24 protein-coding genes and 2 tRNA genes are annotated in these 25,064 nt (G+C 59.4%); 14 read left to right on the plus strand and 12 right to left on the minus strand.

Going from position 1 to position 25,064, the window contains the following annotated elements; all coding sequences use genetic code 11:
- Positions 1-26: 26 nt before the first annotated feature.
- Positions 27-527, plus strand: a complete 501-nt coding sequence (locus AC3WLM_RS09210; protein WP_492477189.1) for an MmcB family DNA repair protein — start codon at positions 27-29, stop codon at positions 525-527.
- Here AC3WLM_RS09210 and AC3WLM_RS09215 read toward each other — a convergent pair whose 3' ends face one another.
- Positions 528-941 (minus strand): hypothetical protein, encoded by a 414-nt coding sequence (locus AC3WLM_RS09215; RefSeq protein ID WP_039332999.1) that lies wholly within the window; start codon positions 939-941, stop codon positions 528-530.
- Positions 942-1,045: 104 nt separating this feature from the next.
- On the opposite strand from AC3WLM_RS09215, the gene AC3WLM_RS09220 reads away from it, so the two are divergent.
- Both AC3WLM_RS09220 and AC3WLM_RS09225 read left to right on the plus strand, forming a co-directional pair.
- A tRNA-Arg gene (locus AC3WLM_RS09220) sits at positions 1,046-1,122 on the plus strand.
- Positions 1,123-1,259: 137 nt separating this feature from the next.
- Positions 1,260-2,237, plus strand: a complete 978-nt coding sequence (locus tag AC3WLM_RS09225) for a bile acid:sodium symporter family protein (protein WP_492478109.1) — start codon at positions 1,260-1,262, stop codon at positions 2,235-2,237.
- A gap of 37 nt (positions 2,238-2,274) precedes the next feature.
- On the opposite strand, the gene katG is transcribed toward AC3WLM_RS09225, so the two are convergent.
- Entirely contained in the window at positions 2,275-4,494 is a 2,220-nt protein-coding gene (gene katG / locus AC3WLM_RS09230) for a catalase/peroxidase HPI (protein WP_492477190.1), read from the minus strand.
- 534 nt (positions 4,495-5,028) lie between these two features.
- On the opposite strand from katG, the gene AC3WLM_RS09235 reads away from it, so the two are divergent.
- The 5 genes from AC3WLM_RS09235 to AC3WLM_RS09255 all read left to right on the plus strand — a co-directional run bounded on the left by AC3WLM_RS09235 (position 5,029) and on the right by AC3WLM_RS09255 (position 11,522).
- Positions 5,029-6,216 (plus strand): tyrosine-type recombinase/integrase, encoded by a 1,188-nt coding sequence (locus AC3WLM_RS09235; protein WP_492477191.1) that lies wholly within the window; start codon positions 5,029-5,031, stop codon positions 6,214-6,216.
- Positions 6,217-6,601: 385 nt separating this feature from the next.
- Positions 6,602-7,333, plus strand: a complete 732-nt coding sequence (locus AC3WLM_RS09240; protein ID WP_492477192.1) for a hypothetical protein — start codon at positions 6,602-6,604, stop codon at positions 7,331-7,333.
- Positions 7,334-7,428: 95 nt separating this feature from the next.
- Entirely contained in the window at positions 7,429-7,647 is a 219-nt protein-coding gene (locus AC3WLM_RS09245) for a helix-turn-helix transcriptional regulator (protein WP_492477193.1), read from the plus strand.
- Between the two features lie 111 nt (positions 7,648-7,758).
- The gene (locus tag AC3WLM_RS09250) at positions 7,759-10,317 is read left to right on the plus strand and encodes an AICE element replication initiation protein (protein WP_492477194.1); all 2,559 of its coding nucleotides are present in this window, start codon (positions 7,759-7,761) and stop codon (positions 10,315-10,317) included.
- A 1,019-nt stretch (positions 10,318-11,336) separates the two neighbouring features.
- Complete coding sequence (locus tag AC3WLM_RS09255; protein ID WP_492477195.1) at positions 11,337-11,522, plus strand: hypothetical protein; 186 nt, start codon at positions 11,337-11,339, stop codon at positions 11,520-11,522.
- Between the two features lie 74 nt (positions 11,523-11,596).
- Here AC3WLM_RS09255 and AC3WLM_RS09260 read toward each other — a convergent pair whose 3' ends face one another.
- Entirely contained in the window at positions 11,597-12,607 is a 1,011-nt protein-coding gene (locus AC3WLM_RS09260) for an HNH endonuclease (RefSeq protein WP_492477196.1), read from the minus strand.
- Positions 12,608-12,862: 255 nt separating this feature from the next.
- Here AC3WLM_RS09260 and AC3WLM_RS09265 point away from each other — a divergent pair, with 255 nt between their 5' ends.
- Together AC3WLM_RS09265 and AC3WLM_RS09270 are read left to right on the plus strand one after the other, a co-directional pair.
- A complete protein-coding gene (locus tag AC3WLM_RS09265) occupies positions 12,863-13,360 on the plus strand; it encodes a Ros/MucR family transcriptional regulator (protein ID WP_492477197.1) in 498 nt (165 codons plus the stop codon).
- A 438-nt stretch (positions 13,361-13,798) separates the two neighbouring features.
- Positions 13,799-14,656, plus strand: a complete 858-nt coding sequence (locus tag AC3WLM_RS09270) for a diguanylate cyclase domain-containing protein (RefSeq protein ID WP_492477198.1) — start codon at positions 13,799-13,801, stop codon at positions 14,654-14,656.
- Between the two features lie 36 nt (positions 14,657-14,692).
- Here the strand turns inward: AC3WLM_RS09270 and AC3WLM_RS09275 are convergent, their stop codons facing one another.
- Positions 14,693-14,881 carry a DUF6771 family protein gene (locus AC3WLM_RS09275; protein WP_472835575.1) on the minus strand — a complete coding sequence of 63 codons (189 nt, stop codon included), beginning with the start codon at positions 14,879-14,881 and terminating at the stop codon, positions 14,693-14,695.
- A 223-nt stretch (positions 14,882-15,104) separates the two neighbouring features.
- On the opposite strand from AC3WLM_RS09275, the gene AC3WLM_RS09280 reads away from it, so the two are divergent.
- Positions 15,105-15,326: a YHYH domain-containing protein gene (locus AC3WLM_RS09280; RefSeq protein WP_472835574.1), complete on the plus strand. Its 222-nt coding sequence runs from the start codon at positions 15,105-15,107 to the stop codon at positions 15,324-15,326.
- A 95-nt stretch (positions 15,327-15,421) separates the two neighbouring features.
- Here the strand turns inward: AC3WLM_RS09280 and AC3WLM_RS09285 are convergent, their stop codons facing one another.
- The 5 genes from AC3WLM_RS09285 to AC3WLM_RS09305 form a co-directional block, all read right to left on the minus strand.
- A complete protein-coding gene (locus AC3WLM_RS09285) occupies positions 15,422-16,618 on the minus strand; it encodes an IS256 family transposase (protein ID WP_004207098.1) in 1,197 nt (398 codons plus the stop codon).
- A 213-nt stretch (positions 16,619-16,831) separates the two neighbouring features.
- Positions 16,832-17,512 carry a hypothetical protein gene (locus AC3WLM_RS09290; RefSeq protein WP_492477199.1) on the minus strand — a complete coding sequence of 227 codons (681 nt, stop codon included), beginning with the start codon at positions 17,510-17,512 and terminating at the stop codon, positions 16,832-16,834.
- A 91-nt stretch (positions 17,513-17,603) separates the two neighbouring features.
- Positions 17,604-18,395, minus strand: coding sequence for a recombinase family protein (locus AC3WLM_RS09295; protein WP_492477200.1), 792 nt, complete (start codon positions 18,393-18,395; stop codon positions 17,604-17,606).
- On the minus strand, positions 18,317-18,814 hold the full coding sequence (locus tag AC3WLM_RS09300; protein WP_492477201.1) for a hypothetical protein: 498 nt from the start codon (positions 18,812-18,814) through the stop codon (positions 18,317-18,319). Before AC3WLM_RS09300 ends, AC3WLM_RS09295 begins: the two co-directional genes overlap by 79 nt.
- Before the next feature lie 189 nt (positions 18,815-19,003).
- Positions 19,004-19,345 (minus strand): hypothetical protein, encoded by a 342-nt coding sequence (locus tag AC3WLM_RS09305; RefSeq protein WP_492477202.1) that lies wholly within the window; start codon positions 19,343-19,345, stop codon positions 19,004-19,006.
- Between the two features lie 387 nt (positions 19,346-19,732).
- Here AC3WLM_RS09305 and AC3WLM_RS09310 point away from each other — a divergent pair, with 387 nt between their 5' ends.
- Together AC3WLM_RS09310 and AC3WLM_RS09315 are read left to right on the plus strand one after the other, a co-directional pair.
- The gene (locus AC3WLM_RS09310) at positions 19,733-20,209 is read left to right on the plus strand and encodes a hypothetical protein (protein ID WP_492477203.1); all 477 of its coding nucleotides are present in this window, start codon (positions 19,733-19,735) and stop codon (positions 20,207-20,209) included.
- Positions 20,210-20,217: 8 nt separating this feature from the next.
- Complete coding sequence (locus AC3WLM_RS09315; RefSeq protein WP_492477204.1) at positions 20,218-20,529, plus strand: excalibur calcium-binding domain-containing protein; 312 nt, start codon at positions 20,218-20,220, stop codon at positions 20,527-20,529.
- Positions 20,530-20,580: 51 nt separating this feature from the next.
- On the opposite strand, the gene AC3WLM_RS09320 is transcribed toward AC3WLM_RS09315, so the two are convergent.
- A complete protein-coding gene (locus AC3WLM_RS09320) occupies positions 20,581-21,075 on the minus strand; it encodes a hypothetical protein (RefSeq protein WP_492477205.1) in 495 nt (164 codons plus the stop codon).
- A gap of 591 nt (positions 21,076-21,666) precedes the next feature.
- Here AC3WLM_RS09320 and AC3WLM_RS09325 point away from each other — a divergent pair.
- Positions 21,667-24,117, plus strand: coding sequence for a hypothetical protein (locus AC3WLM_RS09325; protein ID WP_492477206.1), 2,451 nt, complete (start codon positions 21,667-21,669; stop codon positions 24,115-24,117).
- 87 nt (positions 24,118-24,204) lie between these two features.
- Here the strand turns inward: AC3WLM_RS09325 and AC3WLM_RS09330 are convergent, their stop codons facing one another.
- Both AC3WLM_RS09330 and AC3WLM_RS09335 read right to left on the minus strand, forming a co-directional pair.
- Positions 24,205-24,549: a hypothetical protein gene (locus AC3WLM_RS09330; protein WP_492477207.1), complete on the minus strand. Its 345-nt coding sequence runs from the start codon at positions 24,547-24,549 to the stop codon at positions 24,205-24,207.
- A 284-nt stretch (positions 24,550-24,833) separates the two neighbouring features.
- Positions 24,834-24,908, minus strand: a tRNA-Gly gene (locus AC3WLM_RS09335).
- Positions 24,909-25,064: the final 156 nt, after the last annotated feature.

A 25,064-nucleotide genomic window follows, 5' to 3' on the forward strand; every position in this document is an offset into this window, starting at 1 on the left:
TTCGGCATTTGTTCTAAACTGGCGACATGATCGAATCAGCTGCCACTAGTCCCGGCGCAAGCCCGGATGTCGTCGAACGCGAAGCACGCGCCGTCGCGCGCGGCATCTGCCGCCTGTTCGCACGCAACGACATCTGGTGCCTGCCCGAAATGCCGCTTCGTTCCGGCAGGCGCGCCGATCTCATGGGCATCGACGCCAAGGGGCAGGTCGTGATCGTGGAGATCAAGGTCTCCCGGGCCGACCTGCTGGGCGATGGCAAGTGGACCGATTACCTGGATCATTGCGACCGGTTCTACTGGGGACTTGCGCCGCATCTTGACCGTGCCGTGCTCGACACCGACAATTTCCTGCCGCATGCTTGCGGGGTAATCGTCGCCGACGGTTATGATGCCGAGATTCTGCGCCCTGCGCCCACCATTCCGCTGGCTGCTGCACGCCGCAAGGCCGAAGTGGAACGTCTTGCCCGCGCCTCGTTGCGCCGTCAGCTTGTCGGCATTGATCCCCAGTGCGCCGCTTGGGGAAGCTGATCAGGCCCGCCGCTTGATGCCCAATGGCGGTACCAGCGCCAGCAAGGCGGCGCGCGATGCCAGGAATTCATGCCACAGCGCCGTCGCGGCCGGGCCGGGGCTTTGCCCGCGCGCCGAAACCGCAAGCAATGCCGCCAATCCCGGCTCCATGATCGCGGCGAGATCGTCAACGCCCTGCTTCGCCAAGTCATAGCGCCATCCACCGGTATCACGCATGATCGCCGGGAAGTTGCGCACTTCGGGCTTGCGCATTTCCTGCTGCAAACCCGCGAGAGTGCAGACCACGGCAGCGGCATCGTGCAATGCCGACCACTTCATCGACATGGCATTGCCAGCGGCATGGCCGAACTCGGCCCGGCCCGCCTGCGGCAGCGCGGCGCGCGAATCACCTGATGACGTCGAAACCCCGTTCATGGCTCCGGCCTAGCCCGCAACCCGTTCCCAAATTGCTAAACGCGACTGGAACACAAAATCGCTGGCATGCCCGCCAAGCCGCTGCTAGGTGCCGTCTCGGCCCTGCACCCGTAGCTCAGCTGGATAGAGCGTTGCCCTCCGAAGGCAAAGGCCACAGGTTCGAATCCTGTCGGGTGCGCCATTGCCATTCGCTGAGACGCTCGCCAGTTGCGCGCGCCAGTGTCAGGTCCCTGCTCCAACGCCAGAACCCTGTGCCTTGACACACTGTCGCAAGCGCACAAGAGGTCCGCACCCCTTTCGTTGAAGCAGGTCCTTTATATGTTCCGGCGCATCGCCTCCCTGCTCGATCCATTCCTGCTCGCTCTTGTTGCAACGGTCGTCCTCGCCAGCGTGCTGCCGGCGCGCGGCGCATTCGTGCCGCTGGTCGATGGAGCGGCAGATGCGGGGATCGTGCTGCTGTTCTTTCTCCACGGTGCCAAGCTGTCGCGTGAAGCGATCTGGGAGGGGGCCCGCAACTGGAGACTGCACCTGGCCGTGCTGGCGATGACTTTCGCGCTGTTCCCGCTGCTGGGGCTTGCCGCTCGCGCCCTGCCGTTTCTCCCGGTCGAATTCGGTGCGGGCTTGCTCTTCCTTGCTCTGCTGCCCTCCACGGTCCAGTCCTCGATTGCCTTTACCGCCATCGCCCGCGGGAACGTGGCAGCTGCGGTCTGCGCTGCATCGTTCTCGAACTTCGCCGGGATTTTCGTCACGCCGGCGCTTGTTGCGCTGTTGATGGGCGGGGCAACAGGCGGGTCCTCCTGGGCCTCTGCCGAAACGATCGTGCTGCAGTTGCTCCTCCCGTTCGTGGCGGGGCACCTGCTGCGTCCGTGGATCGGCGGCTTCATCGCCCGCCACAAGGCATGGGTGGGCAAGGTCGATCGCGGCTCGATCCTGCTCGTCGTCTATGCCGCGTTCGGCGCCGCCGTGGTCGAGGGACTGTGGCAGCGCGTTGCCCCCTTAAGCCTGCTCGTGCTCACGCTGGTCTGCCTCGTCATGCTGGCGCTGGTCCTTGCTGCAACCTGGCAGACCGCCAAGGCGATGAAGCTACCGCGCGAGGATGCCATTGTCCTGTTGTTCTGCGGCTCGAAGAAGAGCCTGGCCTCGGGTGTGCCAATGGCCGGTGTATTGTTCCCGGCCGCTTCGGTCGGCATCGTGCTCCTGCCGGTGATGGTGTTCCATCAACTCCAGCTCATCGCCTGCGCGTTGATCGCGCCGCGGCTGGGGCAGCGCGATCCCGAACAGGAAACGGCGGCGTAGCCTATCGCTCCGCCGCCGCCCTGCATTGGTTGACCGATCAGAAACGGTCGGCGTTCATCACCTTGGTCCAGGCCGCCACGAAGTCGGCCACGAACTTGTCCTTCGCGTCATCCGAGGCATAGACTTCCGCTACCGCGCGCAGTTCGGAATTCGAACCGAACACGAGGTCGACCGGCGTCGCCGTCCACTTCAGGGCACCGCTTGCACGGTCCTTGCCCTCGTAGAGGCCGGGTGCGGCCGCTTTCGTCCAAACCGTGTCCATCGACAGGAGGTTGACGAAGAAGTCATTGTTCAGCGTGCCGGGACGGTCGGTGAACACGCCCGCCTTCGATCCAGCGGCATTCGCGCCGAGTGCTCGCATTCCGCCCAGCAGCACGGTCGTCTCCGGCACGGTCAGCCCCAGCATGTCTGCCTTGTCGACCAGCGCTTCGGTCGGCCCGTAGAAGGAATCCGCCGCGTAGTAGTTCCGGAAGGCATCGGCCTTTGGCTGGAGGTAATTGAACGATTCGACGTCGGTCTGCGCTTGCGTGGCATCGACCCGGCCCGGCGTGAACGGCACGCTCGCGTCATGCCCTGCGGCCTTGGCTGCCTGCTCGATCGCGGCATTGCCGCCCAGCACGATCAGGTCAGCCAGGCTCACCTGCTTGCCACCCTTGGCCGCCTTGTTGAAGCGGAGGCGGATTGCCTCGAGCTTGGCCGTCACCTTCGCCAGCTCTGCCGGATCGTTGACCGCCCAGTCCTTCTGCGGGGCAAGCCGCACGCGAGCACCGTTGGCCCCGCCGCGCATATCGGTCGCGCGGAAGGTCGAGGCCGAGGCCCAGGCCGTGCGCACCAGCTCGGCCGTGGTCAGGCCGGATGACAGGATGCTGCCTTTCAGTGCGGCAATGTCCGCGGCGTCGACCATGGCGTAGTTCGCCTTGGGCAGCGGGTCCTGCCATGTCATCGTCACCTTCGGCGCATCCTTGCCAAGGTAGCGCGCTTGCGGTCCCATGTCGCGGTGGGTCAGCTTGAACCAGGCCCGGGCAAAGGCGTCGCTGAAGGCTTGCGGGTTCTTCTGCCAGCCCTGCGTGATCTTGCGGAAACCGGGGTCCTCGCGCATCGCGATGTCGGTGGTGAACATGATCGGTGCGTGACGCACATCGGGCCGGTGCGCGTCGGGTACGAGGTTTGCCGCCGCCGGGTCCTTCGGGATCCACTGCGTCGCCCCGGCCGGGCTCTTGGTCTTGACCCATTCGAAACCGTAAAGATTGTCGAGATACTGCGTGGTGAAGGCGATCGGGTTGGCCGACCATGCGCCTTCCAGCCCGCTCGTCACCGTGTCCTCGGCATTGCCCTTGCCGCATTTGTTGGCCCAGCCAAGGCCTTGCTGCTCGATCTTGCCCTGCCCCGGATCGTTGCCGACGCATTCCTCGGGCTTGTGCGCGCCGTGCGCCTTGCCGAAGGTGTGGCCGCCAGCGATCAGCGCCGCGGTTTCTTCATCGGTCATCGCCATTGCGCCGAAGGCGCGGCGGATGTCGGCCGCAGCCGCAAGAGGATCGGGCACGCCGTTCGGGCCTTCCGGGTTCACGTAGATCAGGCCCATCTGCGTCGCGCCCAACGGCCCCTTGAGGTTGCCCTTGCCATCCCGGCGCTTGTCGTCGAGCAGCTTGGTCTCGGGTCCCCAGAACACGAGGTCAGGCTGCCAGGCATCGACGCGGCCACCGGCAAAGCCCAAGGTCTTGAAGCCCATGTCCTCCATGGCAACATTGCCGGTCAGGACCATCAGGTCGCCCCACGAAAGCTTGCGCCCGTACTTCTGCTTGATCGGCCAGACGAGGCGGCGGGCCTTGTCGAGGTTGACGTTGTCCGGCCAGGAATTGAGCGGCTCGAAGCGCAGTTCGCCGCCGTCCGAACCACCGCGCCCGTCGCCGGTGCGATATGTCCCCGCGCTGTGCCAGGCCATGCGGATGAAGAACGGGCCGTAGTGGCCATAGTCGGCCGGCCACCACGGCTGCGGCGTTGTCAGCACCTTGCGGATATCGGCTTTCACCGCATCGAGATCGAGCGAGGCAAATTCCTTGGCATAGTCGAAGTCCGGGCCATAGGGATTGGCTTTGGTCGCCTCGTTCTGGCGCAGCGCGGTCAGGTCGAGCGTCTTGGGATACCATTCCTTCGCGGCGGGTTCGCTCGTCGGCGTAACGGTTTCGGCCATTGCAGCGCTGCCGAGCGGCAAGGCGGCCACAAGCACGGCGGCCAGTGCAATCCTGCTGATCTGCATGAGTTTCTCTCCTCCTGTTGCCCCGCGCGATAGCGGGCTGGCAATCGGATAATTCGCTCAATGTTTGCAGACCAACGGGTTAGTTCTATCACAGTTATCGCGAAGGTCGTTCATCCTGTCGCAATTCAGCAATGGTTCCGATGAGGGAAATGCGCGAACCCAAGTGAATGGATCCCGGCCTTTGCCGGGATGACGCACGAAGTGGGAAGTCGCTTCGCAAGCCGAGAACCTGCGAGCCAGCATCCGGCTAACCAACGATCAGCAAGGATCGTCGCCCCGGCGCAGGCCGGGCCCACAACCTCACGGGCAAGGCACCGCGATTGCAAATCGAGCAGTAAGGTTTCCCCGAAGGGAGAAACCAAGCCCGAATTCAACGATGAGGTGATAGTGGAAACTGGAGCGGGCGAAGGGATTCGAACCCTCGACCCCAACCTTGGCAATTTTGAATAATAATCTAAGTGAAACAGATAGATACAAATATAGTATCACTAGTCAATTGAGGAAAGTACCTATAAATAGCAAGTGGTTCCACCAGTGCGCGTGCGCATGTTACCCAGATTGTTACCCGATACTGCTATGGCCAAGATAAAACTAACGGATCGCTTCATAAATTCTTGCAGATGCCGCAAGGGTGAGCGCCTCGAGGTTTCCGACGCGATCTGCCCCGGTCTCTATCTGCGGGTGTCGGGCACTGGCACCAAGTCGTTCTGTCTCATCGTTCGCCATGGGACTTTGATCCGCAAAACGCTGGGCAGGTATCCTGTCCTTGGCCTTGCAGACGCCCGACGTCTGGCGCTCGAAGCCCTGCGCGATCTAGCAAATGTCGACCGGCAAGAGGTAACGGCGAAGGGCAAAACGGTGGCAGAGCTGGTGGACAGCTACACCAAATTGCACCTGCAACCGAACCTCCGATCTTGGCGCAACATTCGGTCTAAGTTGCTTTGTGCCGAGGCGGCAGGAATTCAGGACCGTCCGGCAGCCGACGTTACGAAGGGGGATATTCTCGCGATCATGGATCGCCTTGTCGAAGACGATAAACCGTTTGCGGCAGAGAACCTACTGAAGGCCTACCGCGCCCTGTTTAACTGGGCCGTGGCTCGCGACGAGATCGCCACGAATCCCTGTACCGGTCTGAAATCGCCTGCGAAGCACGTCCAGCGAGATCGCATCCTGACCGATCGCGAGCTATCCCTGGTCTGGAACGCATGCGACGGAGTGCCGAAAGCGTTCGGCGCCCTAGTGCGCCTGCTCCTGCTTACCGGCGCAAGGCGCAACGAGGTTGCCGAACTGACGTGGGGCGAGATTGATGGCGATGTGTGGCGCTTGCCACCCCATCGCTCGAAAAGCGGCAGAGCAAATGCACGACCATTGGCACCGGCTGCACTGGCGATACTTTCGTCTCTCCCCCGGGGTACGACCGAAGCGTTTGTACTTTCCACGACCGACGGCAAGCGGCCCAGTTCGGCCTTTAACAAGCGGAAGTCCCTGCTTGACGAGGCGAGTGGGGTAACAGGTTGGACGCTGCATGACCTGCGGCGCACGGTCCGCTCGAAACTGTCGGAACTGGGTATCCCCTGGGAAGTGGCACGACGCATTGTTGGCCACCGTGTCGACAGCCTCGATGCAACCTACGACCGGCACGACTACCTTGCCGAAAAGCGCGAGGCCCTAGTGCGGCTGGCCGATCACATTGTGGCATTGGCCGGGGCGCATAAAGTTTAGTTTGCAGATTACACTTTTCTTGGATTCCGCCCATCACGCGCCGTAAACCCGCAGGTGCAGACGCAATTGACGTTGATCTGACGAGAACCACTGGCCTCCAAAGCCCCGACCGGCTTTGATGGACAGCTCGCGAATGCCCAGGTCGTGTGGGCTAATCTTCGGCATCGGCAGACGCAGCAAGAATACCGCATCCGGATGCAACGCTCACCGAGTGTGACGGAACAGGACGACGAACCAAGGCCCGCAAGGCCTTGGCGAGGCTCTTGCCCCGCAAACGCTCCGCGACCTCGCCCCAACGTGACCGACGCGTCTTCTAATGATGCGCCGCGCCATTGCTTGGGGCGGGGCCGCACCCATGTCTGCGGTCCACAGTCGGGAGAAGACGATGCCGCGCTACCTTACGCTCCAATCCGCAATTGCTCTGGCGCGAGCGAATGCGCCACGCCGCAGCGGACTTCGCGATACACTCGAAGACTTCGTCACCTGGGAGGAGGAACCTGCATTCGTGACTGCTATGCGCGAGGTCGAGAGTCTTCTGGGACATTTGAAGGAGCAGGCTACGCGCTTGCTTGCCATTCACGAGACCTTCGACATTTCTCCACTATCTCGCGTTCTGTATTCTGCCCAGCAAGGCAGCGACACGGTGGTCGACGCGCAACAGGAGCAGCGTGTGATCGACGCCCTGAAGGTGTTTGCCGGTGCGCCTTGGGAGGATTTTGTCGCCGCCACGAAAGCAAACAAGCGCGGTAACAAGCCAAGCAGAAGTCCGGAACTTGACGCCGCCGTGATGGCGGTGATGCATTACATGCACGCGAAAGGGCATCCCTATCGGGGTGGCTGGAAGCGTCCGGAGAAAAGGGAGCAGGTGGCTGCCAGCCGGACCACAGATACCGAGTGGACGCTTAGCGAGCCCGCAAAAAGCATTGTCGCCGTTTTGCGCAGGGTGGGCTTCGAATCCGACATTTCCGAGATTAAAGGCAGTTACGACAACTACGTAGGTATCTTGAATGGTAAAATTTCGCCTGAAGGAGAAACCTCGGAAGAGAATTTTCCGCGTCATCCTGAGTTCTCAGACTATCTACCGGACCATGATCGGGTGGAATACCGCTTCAAGTAAGTCTAAAGGGTGATTACAGTTACAGAATACGGCAGCAATCTTTGCACCTATTGTAACTCCATGGCGCACCAAACAACCCGCGCCTAGGAGAAACAATGTCTTATTCTAGCCAGCCGGAAGATTGCCCCTTCCTCGACATCAAGCAGGTGATGAAGGCGACCTCGCTGTCGCGTTCTAGCATCTATCGCGGCGTTAAGGCCGGAACTTTCCCCGTCCCCGTGGCCGTAACTACCGGGCGTGTCGCCTGGCGCGCAGCCGACGTAGCAAAGTGGATTGACGCCCCCCTTGAATGGGGCGCCGAGGCCGAGTTCTGACCAGGCCCACCGGGCCATAACGCGCGGCCCGAGGGCCGCGCCCCCACCGCAGAAACTTTTCCCAACCCCACCGGCAAGCCCGTGCTTGCTGGAACGAACGAGTCTTGCCGAATGAATACTCCTGCTGCCCCCTCGAAGCCGCCGCTGGCTGATCCCCAGCCAAATCTTGCCCACACCCAGGCATTCCTGCGCGCGATCGGCCGCGATGGCGTTCTGCATTTCCGTGCAATTCGCAAAGGCTTGCATGGGAAGGGCGATGTCCGCATCCGCAAAGGCTCGCATGAAGAGCTGCATCGCTCGCTTTTGTCGTTGAATGACGAAGGCTTTTGCGTCTTCGTCCAGGTCAATCCCTCTGACGGTAAGGGGGAATCCGCGGCCAATATCGTTGACGCGCACTGCTTCTTCGCCGACTTCGACGGCACGCCGCACGAAAACGTAAAGCGCTTAGGCCTGCCCCCGCAGATCACTGTTACGACCTCGCCGGGCAAGTTTCACTTCTACTGGCGCGTTGACGGCATCCCTCTGGATCAGTTCAGCAAGGTCCAGCAGCGCCTGATTCGCTTGTTTGGGTCTGATAAGTCGGTGCACGACTTGCCCCGCGTGATGCGTTTGCCCGGATACCTCCATAAGAAGAACCCTGCCACCCCGCATCTTGTTACCTGCGAGGTTGACGAGGAGCGCGAGCCGTACTCCTACGTTGATTTTCTTGCGGCTCTGCAGGCTGCCGAAAGGGCTGCTGGGATCGTCACTCAAGAGCGCAGCGCAGTGCGCCCGCTGCCTACCACACCCGTAGGCACAGGTGACGTTGCTCGTGCGGAGAGCGCTTTGCGCCACCTGGTGGCCCACGATGCGTTGGACCTTGGCGACTACCACGAGTGGATTCGCTTGGGCATTGCTCTGAAGAACAGCTTCCAGGAAGACGGCTGGAGCCTGTTTCTGACCCTGTCGTCTTCAGCCGACGGCTACGAGGGAGAGGACGACGTTCGCAAGCGGTGGGACAGTATTCGCGACGGGCGTAGCGATGGCGAGCGCCTTACTGTGGCAACTTATGTCCGCCGCGCGCAGGAGGCAGGCTGGAAGTTCGCGAGCGGGGCAACGGCACAAGGTGCCGACCCGGAAAGCACTGGCAGCGAAGGTGTTGGCATTGGCGGGCCGGAAAGCGGCAAGGGGCGCAATGTCGATCCGGCAAGCGTTATCATCGCCAGCACCATGAACGCGAACGACGACGTTTTCTTGACGCCTGATGGCAAGCCGCACGTGACGTTCGACCGCCGACTGGGCGGGGGGGCGGTGCGGCGGGTGACCGTCCCGCTGGAAAGTGGTGAATACCAAGACTTGCTTGCACTTCGGTATCACGAGGAAACGGCAACCAAGACTGCGTCGAAGGACAAAATCCAGGCGGCGCTCCGTATCTTGCGCGCCAGGGCAATGAACAAGCCGCGCGTCCCGGTTTACCTGCGCTCTGCTTTCCACGAAGGCAGTGTGTACGTCCTGCTCGACCCAAACGCCGGTCTCGTGGCGAAGATCGATGCGAGCGGCTGGCACATACTTGATGGTTCCCCACCTATCAGGTTCGTGTTGGGCAGTCGCGGCGCACTGCCCGCGCCTGTCTCTGGCGGCGAACTCGGGACTTTTTCCGCGCACTTCAACGTGTCTGGCGAAGACCTTCTGCGGATTGTCGGGTTCATGCTTGCAACCTTCTTCGCCGGAAATGCCAACCCCCTCCTTTTGGTCGAGGGGCAGGCGGGTTCTGCAAAAAGCACCATGGCTGACAAGGTTCTCGCCCTTACCGACCCCCCCAACGGTAATCACGCAGCGGGGCGCTTCAGTATGGCGACCGAAGAGCGGAACCTGCACGTGCAAGCATCGCGGTGCTCGGTCCTGTTGCTTGACAACGTGACGCAGTTCTCCGCCGATGTGGCCGACCAGTTGTGCCGCTTGCTGACCGGAGGGGCGCTCTCCACGCGCAAGCTGCACACCGATGGTGACGAGCATCAATCCTTCATTGCGCGCCCCTGCATCGCGACCTGCATCGGCGCGCCAAGTAACAGAGGTGACTTGCTGGACCGCACCTTGCGCGTAGTGGCGCAGCCAGTGAATCCCCGCCGCACCGAAGCGTCTGTGTGGAACGCCTTCTCGCAAGACGCGGGCAAGATGGTCGGCTTCCTGTTCGACTGTGTTGCCACTGCATTGCGCAATCGCAGCGCCATCGACGCAATGGTGGAATCGCAGCAAGTGCGCCCGCCGCGTTTGGCCGACTTTGCAGCATGGGTCGAGGCTGCTTCTGGCAAGCTTGGGCTTAAGCCTGGCGAGTTCTCCGACCTGTTGTGTGCCGAGCAGGAAGTTCTGCAGCGCAGCGCTGCGGAAGGTGACCCCTTGGTCGAGGCGCTTGTCGGGCACTTTAGCAACGGCGGTGCCGCATTGCGGGGCATCACCGCTAAAGAGGTCCTTTTGGTGCTAGGAAGCTATGCGCCTCCTGGCACTTTGCCGGCGACGAACAAGCTGAAGGATCGCGTGCAGCGGCTTGCCGACGGGCTGCGTGTGTCCGGGTTCGACATTAAGGTGGGCCGCAACCCGCGCGACAAGGTGGCCACGTTCGACATTGCCACGAACGATCACTTTGTGGCCGAGTCGGCGGGGGGCGGAAAGCCCCTGCCCACTGCGTTCTAACGGGCCAGCGTCGCGGGGGCTGTGGCAAGTTGCGGGTGTCGCGCGGGTGTCGCGCCACCCGCCGGTGCTGACCGAGAAGCGGGCAATTCTGCCCACTTGCGGGTGTCGCGGGTGTCGCGGTTATCTATCTCTATTTTCGAGGAAAAACAGGAGACAAGGCCGAGCCGCCACACCCCCGATTTGGGTGCCAAGACCGCAAGAATCGAAGCAGCCCCCGCGACCCCCGCGACGCCCGCGATTCTCTGGACAAGCGGAGAAACTGCTGGTGTCGCGGGGCGCACGTGCTGTCTGGCGACGGCGAAACGAGTCTCTACCCTTGGCACCCCACTGAGGTGACCTGGGTTCCGGCTGCCGACCTGGCCAAGGACTACCGGGCTTTTGCCCGCGCCCACGGGCACAGGGCAGACGACCGCGGCCTTAAGGCCAAGCTGGCCCGGTACATGCCGCCAGGCTTCGAGTCGAAAACGCGCCGCGACGAGGCAGACGTAAACAAGGCCGCCGTGCGCATGTACCCCATCCCGCCCAGAGCGGAGTGCATCCGGTGGTTTGGCCTGGCTACCGGGTACGAGGTTTCCAACGGCGACGAGCGGCCTGGGGCCGAATAGGGCCGCAAAGCGGTTCTGTTACGTTGTTACGTTAGAGACCCCTGTTTTCGATTCTTTCGTAGAGAAATTTACCCTGCAGTGGGGGTGTTTTATGTCTGCGAGGTGTCGAGATCAGTCACTCTAACGTAACAACGTAACGAGCTTTGCTAATTTTGTGACTCAGCACGCCACTTTGCAGTTCTGCCGATGGCTGGTGTACCCAAGCAGGGGAGGTGCTCTGTGGCGCGCCGTGCGATGGCCGGTTTTACCGCGCAACATTGCCCGCATCGCAAGATTTCGACCAGCCTGGCTGTGCAGATTTTTGGCAATCCCGGTGCCTCGATAGCGGCGGCATTTGCAGCGTCGGTTACCGAAAGCGGCCATTCCGGATACGACGCCATTGCTGCCATACGGTCCCGATGGTAACCTTCCGAAGTGAGCCGCAGTAAGCATCAGACCCTCAAGGGTATCATGGACGGGCAGTCCAAACGCGAAATCGACTTGATGTTCACCGAACAAGATCATGACGCAATGGAATGGGTTGCAAAGCGGCAGATCAAGAAAAACACGCTGACACGACGTCACGCATCGAAAATTGACGGTGAACCGCAAGAGAACTGACTTCCATTTCCTACCCCGTTCCCGTCGTTCGCGGGCACAATCAGATGTCCCGGAAGCGGACATTCCGCCCGCCCCTACCCCACCAGCGCGCGCAACTCCGCGATAGTCAGCCAGGGCTTAGCCTTGTGCACCATGCGGTGGCAGTTGGCGCACAGCAGCGCCAGGTCGTCGGGCGTGGTTTCGTCGCCGGGCTGCATAGCGTGCACAAAGCTGGTGTGGTGCGCCTCGATGTAGCCGTAGCCGCGCGGGCCGTAGGTGGCGGCAAAGTCAAAGCCGCACCCCTCGCACTCCAGCTTGCCATGTGCTTGTAAAACGGCGGCCTTCTTTACCGCGACCACCTTGCGGTTGCGCTCCAGGGTCTTGTGCAGCCTGTAGCTAACCTTGCCTTCCTTAACGCTGTACCCTTGCACGGCGTCCAGCGCGGCGGCGTCCATGTTGGCCACAGCGCCCGCGCGAATGGCTTCTGCGGCAACGGCCAACTCCTGCGGCTTGCCGTAGAACTCTGCCCATACTGCCTTGTCCAGCTCGCTCGCGCCCTTAAGGCCCTTGCCGCCCTTGCTGGTAAAGGCAGGGTCCACGCTGCGGAAATTCATCATCTTCATGATGACCCCGCTTGGGTTGCGGTACGTGTCCAGCCCTTCCTCTGTGGCCATCTGCCGCAGCAGGGCGGACACTTCCACAACATCGGGGTGGCCCGCCCCCGGGTCGCGCCCGCCGTGCTTTACGTAAAGGTCCAGCGCCAAGATTATCTGGTCGCGCGTCCACAGGGGGTTGCGCTTTGGCGCTTCGCCCGGCGGCGGCTGGAAAGAGAAGCCCAGCTTCTCCATCACCGGCATCACGTACACCTGCCCGCCAGAGAACTCGTCGTAGCGCAAGGGGGGCGGGTTGCCTGGCAGGTAGCCAAAGGCCGCGCCCGCAATGGCCTTGCTGTCGTAGGCTTTACCGTCGTGCCACAGCCTGTACTTCTGCGCGGGCTTGAACCCGTACTTCTGCAGGAAAGCCGCCTGGCCGATGGCGTCGTACTCGGCAAGGGCGGCCAGTATGGCGGGGCGCGTTAGACTGAATGTAGACCTATCGGCTGGCATGGCGTCCTGTGCGCGCGGTTGCTGGATGCATCCCGGTATGCATGTGCCGCGCCCGCTAGTCCATTACGAGCGGGCGGAAAGATAATCGGGCAACCTGCGCCAGAACGGCCCAAGTCTACTAGATTTCCACAATCTGGTATGCAGTCGCTGGACACAATACGCGGGCCGCAGTTGCCAAATGGGAAGCCGCATCCATAGTTGTGCCATGCGCAGCGGCGCTTTTTGCCGCGATACATATAGAAAGGCGGGTCTGCGATGTCCGAAGCACAGAACGAAATGCGCGAAACCCTTATCACCCTAACATCCGATATCGTGTCCGCGCATGTCGGCAATAACAGCGTTGCGGTTGGCGACCTGCCCACATTGATCGCAAACGTATACAACGCGCTGGCGGGGCTGGATCAACCTGCTCCCGTGGAAGAGGCAGCGCCGGAGCCTGCCGTCTCGATTAGGGCGTCGGTCAAGCACGACTACATTGTCTGCCTGGAAGACGGCAAAAAGCTGAAAATGCTCAAGCGCCACTTGGCCACGCGGTACAACATGACTCCCGACGAGTACCGCGGGCGCTGGAACCTGCCCGCCGACTACCCCATGGTAGCGCCCGCCTACGCGGAAAAGCGGCGGGATCTGGCGAAGAAGATTGGGCTTGGCCGTAAGCCAGGGGCCAGGCTCGTAGTACAGGGCGAGGCCCAGACCGATGCAGAACCCGAAGCTAAGCCCCGCGCAAAGCGGGTCGCTAAGCCTAAGCCATAGTCTCGGCGCGTCGGCAAAGACCGCAAAGAATTGCCTTTGGGGGCATGCGAAAGTTGTCTTCGACCAGGTTTTAATGACCAAAGACTTCTCTGTTGCGTTGTTACGTCAGAGGCCCCCAATTTTATTCTTTCGTGTATAAAAACCCTCCAGGGTAAAGTATATTCTCTAAGTAAAGCAGAATAAGGACCATCTAACGTAACAACGTAACGGAAATGGCGGCGGCATTTGATTTACAGTTAATCGCGCTTGAGGTGCGCGCTAGTGCTTTGCAGCTTTCGGCAACTAATTCACGGTTTTTTAAGACAATCTACGTACGAAACCCGAATGTCAGTGTTAGTCCCGAATGCCTTTTCACCTTGTGGGGAACAGATTTCTCCTGCGTCAAGGCAATGGGGATACCCTTCCGCTGGGATAGTCGATCCGCTTCTCGACCGTGGCATGGCTATAGCGGGAGTCGGCGCATGGTCCTGCAACCTTGCTGATAACAAGCTGAGCTGGACCTTAGGTATCTACAATATCTTCGGATTACCAATCGACACTGTCCCTGATCGGCAACTGGCGGTCGCGATGTATGCCGACGATTCCCGCGAAGAGATGGAAAGGCTCCGTGCCCACGCCATCGACAGAGGGGGCATCTTCACTCTCGATGCGCAAATCAAGCGCGCCGATGGCGAAATCCGGTGGATGCGTATCAGCGGGGAAATGGTACGTCGGGCTGGCGGAAGTCCAATACTGCACGGGTTAAAGCAGGATGTGACTGAGGGAAAGTTGCGCTCACAGGCTTTGCGACGAATGGCAGAGAACGACGCTCTCACAGGTTTGGCTAACCGCGCCGTATATGAAAGCCGATTCCTCAACGCGCGGAGCTCTGCCCCGTCGTTCGCTCCGCTTGGCGCTCTTATCCTTTTCGACCTAGACGGCTTCAAGGGTATCAACGACAGGTTAGGCCATCTGGCGGGAGATGCCTGCCTCAGGGTGTTTGCAGAGCGGTTGTCAGCGAACTTCCCGGAAGCACTTCTGACTGCCCGCATCGGCGGCGACGAGTTCGCTGTAATCGTCAGCAACAGAGAGCCAGAAGCCGCGTTAAATGCGCGTGTAGCCCGCTTCCTAACTCAACTGCGGGCACCCATTTTTTGGCAACAACACATGTTTACAATTGGCGCGGCAAGTGGCGTGGCTGCTCCGAACGATCCATACTTTTATGACCCCGAAGAATTATTCATCCGTGCCGACGCGGCGCTATATGCCGCCAAGAGAGCACCTGGTCGGGCAGGGGCATCAATTTCACTAAAGTAGGGCGGCACCATTAGGCCGTCTGCCGACCACTGCATGTCACAGGGTCAGGTTGGCTTGCCGCGTTTCGCTGTCGTCCGGAACGTCGGCGTGTTGCAAGATAGTGGTGGCCAGCTCGAGCGCGGCGTCCTCGCGCAGCCACGGCTTTGGGTCGGAAATGCCAACGCGCGCCCAGCCTGGGGCTGTTAGCAATGCTTCGGCGATGATGCTTCTATCGATTCGGGACATGGCATATTTGGGACATACAAAGAACAACGATGCAAGGCGGATGCGCGACCATTGACTTGCGGCCCTCTGCACGGGACCTTGGAGGAATGCGCATACGCCTCGAGGCTGCACTTCTCGGAATCCTGATGGCCTTACCCGTGCTGTACTGGATGTATGGCGCAATCAAGGATTGGACTCGTTAGCGTCTTTGTGACACGTTCCCTGCTTGAACAGGGGAAACAAAATGAAATTATTCCAGGTATTTGCTTGCGCTTCGGTTTTCGCTCTTTCAGCCCCGGTAGTGGCCCATGATGAGCCTGCCAAAACCAGCAAAACAACGGTTATCAAATCCACTCAGAAGAGCACAAGCGTGCCTGGGGCTCCCCAACACAGTGGCGGCACCGACGCTAATGGATGCCACAAGAATCATTCCACGGGCGAGTACCACTGCCACAAGCCAAAGTAGGGGCGAGCGGTAAACCGCCCCCCCAACGGCTGCAGGCGGTCGTGTCCCACGGGGTGGTGTAGGAACCGTCGATCCGCAGTAGGATCAGGTTCGGGTCAGGCAGCCAGAGCTGGCAGGCTGACAATGGGGTTATGGCTCACCGAGCCGAGGGTTTCCAGCGTCATGTAACGGCGTGACACCGCCCACTCATCATTCTGTTCCAGCATGAGTGCTCCGACGAGGCGGACGACGGCGGCGTCATTCGGAAAGATCCCGATGACATCGGCCCTTCGCTTAATCTCCTTGTTCACCCTTTCCAGCGGGTTGGTCGAAGCGATCTGCGCCCAGTGCTCCTTCGGGAAGGTCATGTAGGCAAGCACGTCCTCGCGCGATCCGGCCATCATGTCGGCCAGCTTCGGGAACTTCTCGCGCAGGGCATCGGCGACCTGTTCCCATTGCTGGTGAGCCGCTTCAGCCGTTTCCTGCGCAAAGATCGTCTTGATCATGGCGATGACTGCCGGTCGCTGCTTGGGCGCGGCATGTGCCAGCGCATTGCGCATCCAGTGGACCCGGCAGCGTTGCTGGCTCGCGGCGAACACCTTGCTGGCGGCGGCGCGCAACCCCTTGTGGTCGTCCGCGATGACCAGCTTTACCCCGCGAAGTCCCCGGTCGGCGAGCGAGCGCAGGAAGGCTTTCCAGAAGGGTTCCGCTTCTGAAGGGCCGGTGGCAACGCCCAGAACCTCGCGCCGACCATCGGTGTTGACGCCGACGGCGATTATCGCCGCCGTCGAGACGATCCGCCCGCCCTCGCGGACCTTGAGGTAGGTGGCGTCGATCCACAGGTAGGGCCACTCGCCCTCGATCGGCCGCTGCAGGAAGGCGTTCACCCGTTCGTCGATCTCGGCCACCAGACGGCTCACCTGGCTCTTCGAGACGCCGCTGGCGCCCATCGCCTTGACCAGATCGTCGACCGAGCGAGTCGAGACACCGTGGACGTAGGCTTCCTGGATCACCGCCGCCAACGCCTTCTCAGCCGTGCGGCGTGGCTCAAGGAAGCTCGGGAAGTAACTGCCCTTCCTGAGCTTGGGGATCGCCAGCTCGATCCGGCCGGCCCGAGTGTCCCAGCCCCGTTCGCGATAGCCGTTGCGGTGGTTGAGCCGCGCCGGGCTGCGACTGCCCGCAGCCGCACCCGTTCTGGCCTCAATCTCCAGATCCATCATGCGCTCGGCGGCAAATGCCAGCATATCGCGCACCAAATCGCTGTCTGCCCCTTGCTCAATCAGCTCAACAAGGGCCATTCTGTCGTCGGTCATCGTCTTCTTCTCCAGGTTCGAGTTCGCATCCGAACCCTACCAGAAGATCGACGGTGGCCACCCTCTCAGAGAAACCTTCCTACACCACCCCGTGGGACACGACCCTGCAGGCCAACGCGCGGTTCGTGGGTTCCCTGCAAGAACCAGGATGCATAAGTCCAAATGTCCGTTTGGGTTCGTGCCTCTGGCTAATACCCATGGCTGCGACTTTTCTTAAAAATGCTCCATCCTCACGTTTAGGAGGTCATTGGCAAAGGCTCGAATTATAAGCGCTTCCATCTTGCTAATCAGATCGCCATGGACCTCATATGCGCTGACGTAGGCCGCCATTTCCCATAGACAGATTTCGCGCCTCTTAATCTGAACTGCTGTTGCGCCAAATTTACCTTTGATTCTAGGGTGATCCGCACGCTTAATAGATTGAACTTCGCCCCGTCTCCGATTGTAGGCGCTGGTCATTTCAGCCCACAATGATTGTTGCACTGCTTTACCCGCATAGATGGCTCTGCCTCTGCTATCGTGAAAAACGTAAATGCCTTTCGCTTCTTTTAGGCGATCACATAGCGCCACAAGGTATGGATAAGGCTTTCCATCCTCGTCTTTGAGCGGGAAAAGGCGTGCGGAAGCACCTTGCGTGGTCCATTCGTACTCAAGCTCAAAAAACTCAACAATCGGCTCGATAGCAGAATCACAGATTGCTCCTTCAGCAACCTGCGACCGCCGTGCAACTATTCGGGAAACATCACGGGCAGTTATTTCCCGACTCTCAAGCTCCTTAAGTTCTTTCAAGCTAATTCCCAGCGACCTAGATAAGGCCATATTCGAGAGCTTCTTTCCCCCTGGTTTGTCCGACATACTTTGCGCCAGTTCGTCGAAAAGCTCTGACCCAAGCATATTTCATGCCTCCACAACGCATATTCCATATATCTGGACTAGTCCTGAATAAATAACAATTTCTCTCTGATCAATCATTATTTCATTGATTCTAAATTCTTACAGAGCATTCTGCTAAAAGGACGGAACGTTTAAGAGTTCTCCTAAGCTGTGCAGAGCTCCAGCATCCACCGCTCGGCGCTGGCACCCCCCGTAGATTAAGCTCTTTGGCTTGGGCTGTTAATCCAATGACGCCTCGACCTTCCAACTCTTCCGTCAGCTCTGCAATCTGCCGCGCATATGCGTCTGCCCTTTTACGTTTAGCCTGGCCGCCGACAAATGCCGCTGCCCGCGCACCTTCACGCAAGTGCGTCGCGCCGTTCGGGTTGCCCAGCTTTACGCCCCGCGCCTTGGCCGCCGCGAGCGCTGCCTTGGTGCGCTCCGAAATGGCCATGGCTTCGTGCTCTGCCATGGCCGCCATTAAGTGCAGCGTTAGGCGGTTAGCGTGCGGCATGTCGCAGGCAACGAAATCAACTCCGCTGTCCATTATGCCCGCGATAAAGCGGACGTTGCGCGCAAGCCGGTCAAGCTTGGCAATGACCAACGTTGCGCGGTGCAGGCGGCAAGCCGCTAGTGCAGCGGCAAGCTGGGGCCTGTTGTCCCGCTTCCCACTCTCCACTTCCACAAACTCTGCCGCCAACTGGTGCCCGCCGCTGGCCAGGTAGGCCTGCACCGCAGAGCGCTGGGCCTCAAGACCGAGACCGCTAGCGCCCTGCCTTGCCGTGCTAACCCGCAAGTAGGCGACAAACCTTGCTTGGCGAAAACTCACTGCTCTGCCGCCCGCGTCTGGTCGGCCAGCGCGAGGAAGCCGTCGCGCATGGCCCCCGCAATGTAGCCCTGGCACCAGGCGGCGTCCTGCGGCTTAGCCTTGGGGTGCGCAAAAGCGGCCTTGCCCATGGCCGCAACCAGGCCCGCGCGGGTTACAGTGCCAAGCTCTGCAACCAGCGACACTATAGTGGCGACCACAGTGCCGGGGTTCGGCGCAATGTCGCCAGGGCGGATCACTTGCCCGCCAACGTCGCGGCCACGACGCCCGGCGCGCGCGGCCTTGCGCCTGGCGGCAAGCGCGTTGAACAGCTTCTCGTCCTCGTCGGACCACTCTGCGGGCCGCGCTGGTGGCGTGGAGGCAGGCGGGACTTGCGCTTGTTGTACGAGCGCTGCGGGAGCTGTGGCCGCTTGGGGCTCGGCCTTTGCGGCCAGCTTTACGGACAGTGTTTTGCGAGGGCGCGCGGCGTCTACGGTCGCGCCGGTTTCGGTTGCCATGGTCTGCTTTCCTTCTCTGGACCAAGGCAGTCTGGGCCTTGGCAACGACTCGATGCCAAGAGCGTAGAGAAGGTAAAGTGATCGCGGTCGGTGGCCGGAACGGTCTACCGCAAAAGTCCCTGGGGACCCATGGCGGGGTATAGGGGGCGGGGTGGGGCCGCCCCTCAGTGACCGCGATCCCAATTTCGATTATTTTTTCGCCTGTGCTTGATCAGCCAGACGCTTGATCCTGAGGTGTGTCGAGTTCTTGGGGTTGCGAAGATAATCAACCATATATGTCTGGCACTGATACATTGCCGCTTCTTCGAAAGGTGTCGATTCGATCATCATCCTCGCAATCTTCTTTGCGTCGTCTGCTTTGCCGACATCCTGAGCCTGTCGGCCGAGTTCGCACATCGTTAGCAACCTGTCCCTTTCCGCTGGGCCAAAGGGCAGTTTGGGTTGCTGCGCAATGGCAGGAGACTGGATGAGTAACGCCACCCATGCAAAATGAATGCTGGCGCTTCTGTTGAATGGCTTAAATCGTTGCATGCTGTGCTCCATTTAGGAGCGTCGCCGCTTGGCCACGTTCGCCGCCCCTATGTTCCTCTCGGGGCGGCGGCCAAAGCCGGATGTTGGAAACCCGCTGAAGCAACGAGCGCATGCGCCTTTACCGGCGGACCGGCTGGACATGCGCGCATGCCACCCGGCCTCCAGAATCTGGTGACCGAGTCGCTTCAAGAGGGGTTTCCACGCCCCACCTTCCGGCTTTCTCGGAAGGCCTGGGCACATTGGGGCGAAGGGCTGGGAAAGGCAAGTGACCGCGCCTGTCCTGCATGCGGGTATGCAGCAAACGACTCGGACGCCAGGCTGGCCGGACTGGGTACTTATCTTTAAGATTTCAATGCGATGCAGAGGCCGAAGGAGAATCCCCCGCCCATGCGCAAACTACTCGCAACTGCGTTGCTTTCGGTATCCGCCCCCGTCCTCGCGCAGGAGGCGGGCAACCGCCTCAATCTGGTGTGCGACGGTGCGGGCGCTGCCAACAAGCAGACCAACACTTTTGCGCAGGGGTGGGACAGCGACGGCAACAGCGCTAGCGCCACAATTACCGGTCAGCGCTCGGTCGGCTTCGAGGACCAGCTACAGCTCTGGATAGAGGGCGGCGAGGGCAAGGCGCGCCTGCCCCGCGCAATGCTTCCGGTGATTCGCGGTGGCGCGGATGGCTGGTTCGAGATTAAGGGCATCAAGGTGTCGGACAACGAGATTACCGGCACAGTTGGCGTAAACGTGATCAACCACCCCAAACTGGTGCTGGACCGGCTTACGGGCACTGTGAGCCTGGCGGGTAAGGCTGGGCAGTTTAATGGCCGTTGCCGGAAGTTTGACCCGGCTACGGTAAAGCGGGCATTTTAGGGCCACGCATGCCAGCGCGCGCCGCCAAGGTATGCTTTCTGCTGTTGTTGGCGTGGCCAGCGAATTTGGGCGCGCACGGCGGCGGCCTTAACGCGGACGGCTGCCACAACAACAGGCAGACCGGCGAATACCACTGCCACAGGGGCAACGGGTCGGGCGGTGCACCGGTCCCTCGCCCCCCGCAGCGCGCGCTTGGCGGCACCGCATACTTCCCCAACTGCGCGGCGGCGCGCGCGGCTGGCGCAGTGCCCTTGCGGCGGGGCGACCCAGGTTACCGGGCAGGTTTAGATCGAGATGGCGACGGCGTGGCTTGTGAGTAGGCAAGGTGTGTGCCCCCGCACTGGCGTTGCAGAGCGCGGGGGCGGGTAGTGTTAAAAGTTAGCCAGCAGACCAACAGCGTAGTATTCAGGGCCACCGTTCGCCTTGAGCTTGAGTTTGGGCATTAGGCTGAACGCGGCAGTGCCGTAGGGCCGAACCTTATCGCTGCTGAATCTTGCGCCGCCGCCGATCTCGGCAACTCCAGTGATTGATACCGTGGCCTCGACCTTGCCGTACGCCTTTGCAGCCGTGTCATCGCAACGTTCCGATGCGGCGAACTGCCCATTCGTCGTGTCCCGGCAAACGGTCTGGCCATTGTTGAAGGTCTGACGGCTGTAGCGGTCGTTGTCGCCTTGATAGACAAAAGCGCCGACCATGGGCCGGAGCGTGAATGGCCCTTTGGTAAGGCTGTACCCAACCCCAATCTCGCCGCCCCAAACGTCGTGCGCCCTTGCGCCGTTCGCTTCCAACGCCACGGAGTTGGCGTGCGCGGCGGCAGGAATGAGTAGGCTTGCAGCGGCGATAGCGGTGAACACGTTGAATTTCATATATATTCCCCCATAGGACGAGGGTGGCCCAATGACGTGTCCACAGTCATCCGGCAAGCCAAGATCGTACCGATCTTGCGGCTCTTGAACTGACGATGGGTCTTTGCACGAAGGGCGTCGGGTAAAAGCGCTATCGTCGGCGTGCTTTTGCCTGCCTCGTCGCTCATCGCTAGCGCAGAGGGCTATATTCCTCTCGGGGCGGCTGCCAAAGTCGGATGTTGGAAACCCGCTGAAGCAACGAGCGCATGCGCCTTTACCGGCGAACCGGCTGGACATGCGCGCATGCTACCCGGCCTCCATAATTTGGTGACTGAGTCGCATCGCTCGAGGGGTTTCCACGCCCCAGCTTCCGGCTTTCTCTGTAGGGGGTGTGCACATTGGGGCGAAGGCTGGGAAAGGCAAGTGACGCGGTGGACGCGATCTTAGGTGCTTCCGCGCTTCATCAAGCCGTGCATGCTGTGTGATGCCTAATCCACTCATCGGTCTGGAAAAGACATTTACAGACCGCCCTGAAAACTCGCTTTCTGGCCTCGCTCGGTCTAGGTTGCCATTGCTTGATCATCGCGCTGCAATAGGAGCACAGGGCCAAAAATGAACATGCTTACCCTGCCAGCCAATGCGACTGAAGGTGATGTCGAAACCCAAGTAGTACTCCCACTGCTCACCAGAGCCGAAATGCTCGGGATTGAGCTTGAGGCAGTCAAAAGTAAGGAATTCCTGGCCGCGTTTGATATCGGAAAAGGCTCGAAATCTCGCAAAGGCTTCGTGCCGGATTTTTGTGTCTACATGTTGTCGATTCCCGTGGCAGTTGTAGAAGTGAAAGCACCTTCCGTGCCCGTTCAGGAAGCATGGGAGGAAGCGTCGCTTTACGCACACGCGCTCAACAAGCGCTTCCCACCAAAGACTAACCCATGCGAAGTCGTTTTTGCTTGTAATGGGTCGCAATTTGCAGCGGGAAAGTGGGATAACGAAATACCGGAGATTAGCGGCACTGTTTCAGAACTCGCCGTTGGAAGCTCGCTGCTAACTAGACTGCAAGCGCTCATGGGCCGCATGGAGCTTGAAGCGATGGGGGCGGCGGCAAGTGCATCAATGAAGCTTGTCGGCTTTCGGAGGCCCTTTAATCAAGGCAGTGGCCCGGCCATGATCGCTTCAAAACTTGAAGCCAATACTTTCGCTGCAGATTTATCTCCAATACTTCGCAGGTATTTTTCGTCGAGGGATCAAAATAGCGATCCAGAAATATATAAAAACGCTTATGTATCATCTAATGAGGTGACAAGTTACGACAAAATTCTTGAGTCATTTTTAATTGATAGACTCTCTCGGAGTCGATCTAGGATTGAAATTCAAACCACAAAGAAAAGGGCGGACGAACTGACAAATCGTCTTAGTGCCATGACATCTCAGAGATCGCCCTCAGGTGAACTCCAATTAGTCACGGGCGGAGTTGGCTCAGGTAAGTCTCTGTTTGCCAGGAGGTACAAGGAGTATCTACAGCCGTCTGATATGAGGGAAATTAGTCATTGGGCATTTCTGGATTTTAATTTTGCGCCGGAGAATCTGTCCGATGCGAAAGACTGGGTGTGCTCAAGCTTTGCAAAGAGCATTATAGAGGAGGGCGCGCCTCTCAATCTAAGAGATCCTGATGATCAAGAGCGAGTATTTTCGAACGATCTAGCCGACAAAGACGCTTTCTATCGCCGGGTCGATGCTGCAACACCGGGAAGAGGGCTTCTGGAAAAGGCCCGTGACATTGAAGGTTGGCGTCAGGACCCGGAAAAGTTGGCTTCCGGACTTGCTCGCCATTTACAAGGTGACAGGGGCGATGTTGTAATTGCCGTTTTTGATAACGTCGATAGGCGCGACGTTAAAAACCAATTGTCTGCCTTTCAGTTGGCACTCTGGTTCATGAATCAGATGAGATGTCTCGTATTGCTGCAAATGCGAGATACAACCTTTGAGGCGCATAAAAATGAACGCCCTCTTGATACCTACAAAACCGGACAGGTATTTCACATTAGCCCGCCACGCTTTGTGGATGTCGTAAAGCGCAGGCTCGAGTTAAGCCTAAAAGCGCTGGAAGACGAAGCTCCAAAAGTCATAAAGTACAGCACTCCTTCTGGGGCTAACATTTCATACTCAAAGGATAAAGCCGGCGATTTCTTGCGAGCCGTGTATTTGGAGTTATTTCAGCGTACATCAAATATATCTAGGGTTATGGAGGCGCTTGCAGGGAGAAATGTTCGAAAAGCTCTTGATATGTTTATGGCAATTATAAATTCTGGCCATATGCCAGAAAATATAATTGCAACTGTTGCATCTGGCGGGCAGGCTAAAAAGTTTCCCGAGTACCTGATACTTCGTATTCTCATGAGGCAAGATTACAGATTTTTCAGTGACGCGTCTGGATTTGTCGCAAACATATTTTATTGTGATTCAAACTGGGTTAGACCGAACAATTTTTTAATAATAGAATGTCTCTTTTTTCTTATCGGTCAGCGAAAGGTGCCTGGCGATAATGGGCAAATGGGCTTCGTTGCAGTTGAGAGGCTCAGAAATCATCTTGAAAAGTATGGGTATGTGTCAAAGGATATCAGCGATGCTGCTCAATTTCTTTTAAAGAAGGAACTAATTGAGGCAGATTCGGCAAACGTCTCTACACTTAGCTCCGGCGAGTGCGTTAAGGCGACGGCTAGTGGGTGGGCACATCTGAGACTGCTTGCAGGGCGCTCTGAATATCTCGTCTCAACGTTGCCAACAATGCCAATGAATGACCAAACTTTAGAAGCGCGCGTGTTTGATCTGATGCAAGTTGAAAATCGTGTTGGACGTCTGACTTTCGCTCAGAATGTTGGCCTGCTCCAGAATCTCAAGGCGTACCTTACTGCTCAGTTTCAATCTCTGAGTGTCCACCCGGGTTACGCGCAGGGTCAAGTAAACGGAGCGCGGTATGTTCTAGAGAAGATTGATGAGGCAATCAGATTCTCGAATAAGTCGGCTGTACAAGGGCCAACGCAAATTGATTGGTTGGACTCATAGCGGAACGCGAAGAAATTTCGTTACCTTCTGATAGAGGTTTGGAAACTTGAGTTGGTCATTCGCACCGTGTGAATTGCGGTATCAGATTTAGTCCGCCAACAAGCTCAGCCTGGCCCCGAACCGGATGCTCTTCGACATCGGGCTGGTCCCAGTCAACCGCACAACGTTGTTGGTTTCGTCCACCAGCCCGGCAAGCTGCACCTGCACGTTGTTAAAGCCCAGGGCGCTTACAGCCCCCGGCACGTGTCTGTGCTGCGTAACCGAGAGGTCAGCCGTAAGTAGGTCGCCATCCATCTGGTAGCTCCCCACGTAGGCCATGCCGCTGTCGCCGCCGCGCAGCTTGCCGTCCTGGAGGTAAGCAACCCCGTATTCGGCCCCAGAGGCTGTCTCGAAGGCTATCTTGTATAGGCCATTGGGTAGGGTGGCGGGCACGGCGGTTTCTCCTCTGTAGCGGCCCTGTGGGCGGGCGGCTGTCTGGGAGAATCGATACTTGGACTGGTCCGGCTGGACCAGTGATGGGGATTGCGGCGATCTTGCTGCAAGACTCCGCTGGTCGGGCGGTACGAAGCCACGAAGGCTCCCAATTCCGCCGAAAGATCAGTCCTGAGGTAGGCGTAACGCTGCCTAGCGAAGTGGGGTAAGTTACCCCATCGTTACCCGAGGGTCCCAGGTCGCTGACCCGGGTGTTAATAAGTGCTTGTTTTTGCTGGAGAAACTGGAGCGGGCGAAGGGATTCGAACCCTCGACCCCAACCTTGGCAAGGTTGTGCTCTACCCCTGAGCTACGCCCGCTCGTGCGTTTCTGGCCGGTGGGAAGTGCCCCGTCCGGCTGGGGTGTGGGGGCCTCTAACGGCGACTCGGAAAGAGCGCAACACCAAAAATGCATCGAAGGCGAAGTCTTTCGCAAAACCCCCGATTCCCCTTGCCGAAGCGCGAAGCGTTCCCACA

It is taken from the genome of Novosphingobium sp. FW305-C-30-35, assembly GCF_058783135.1.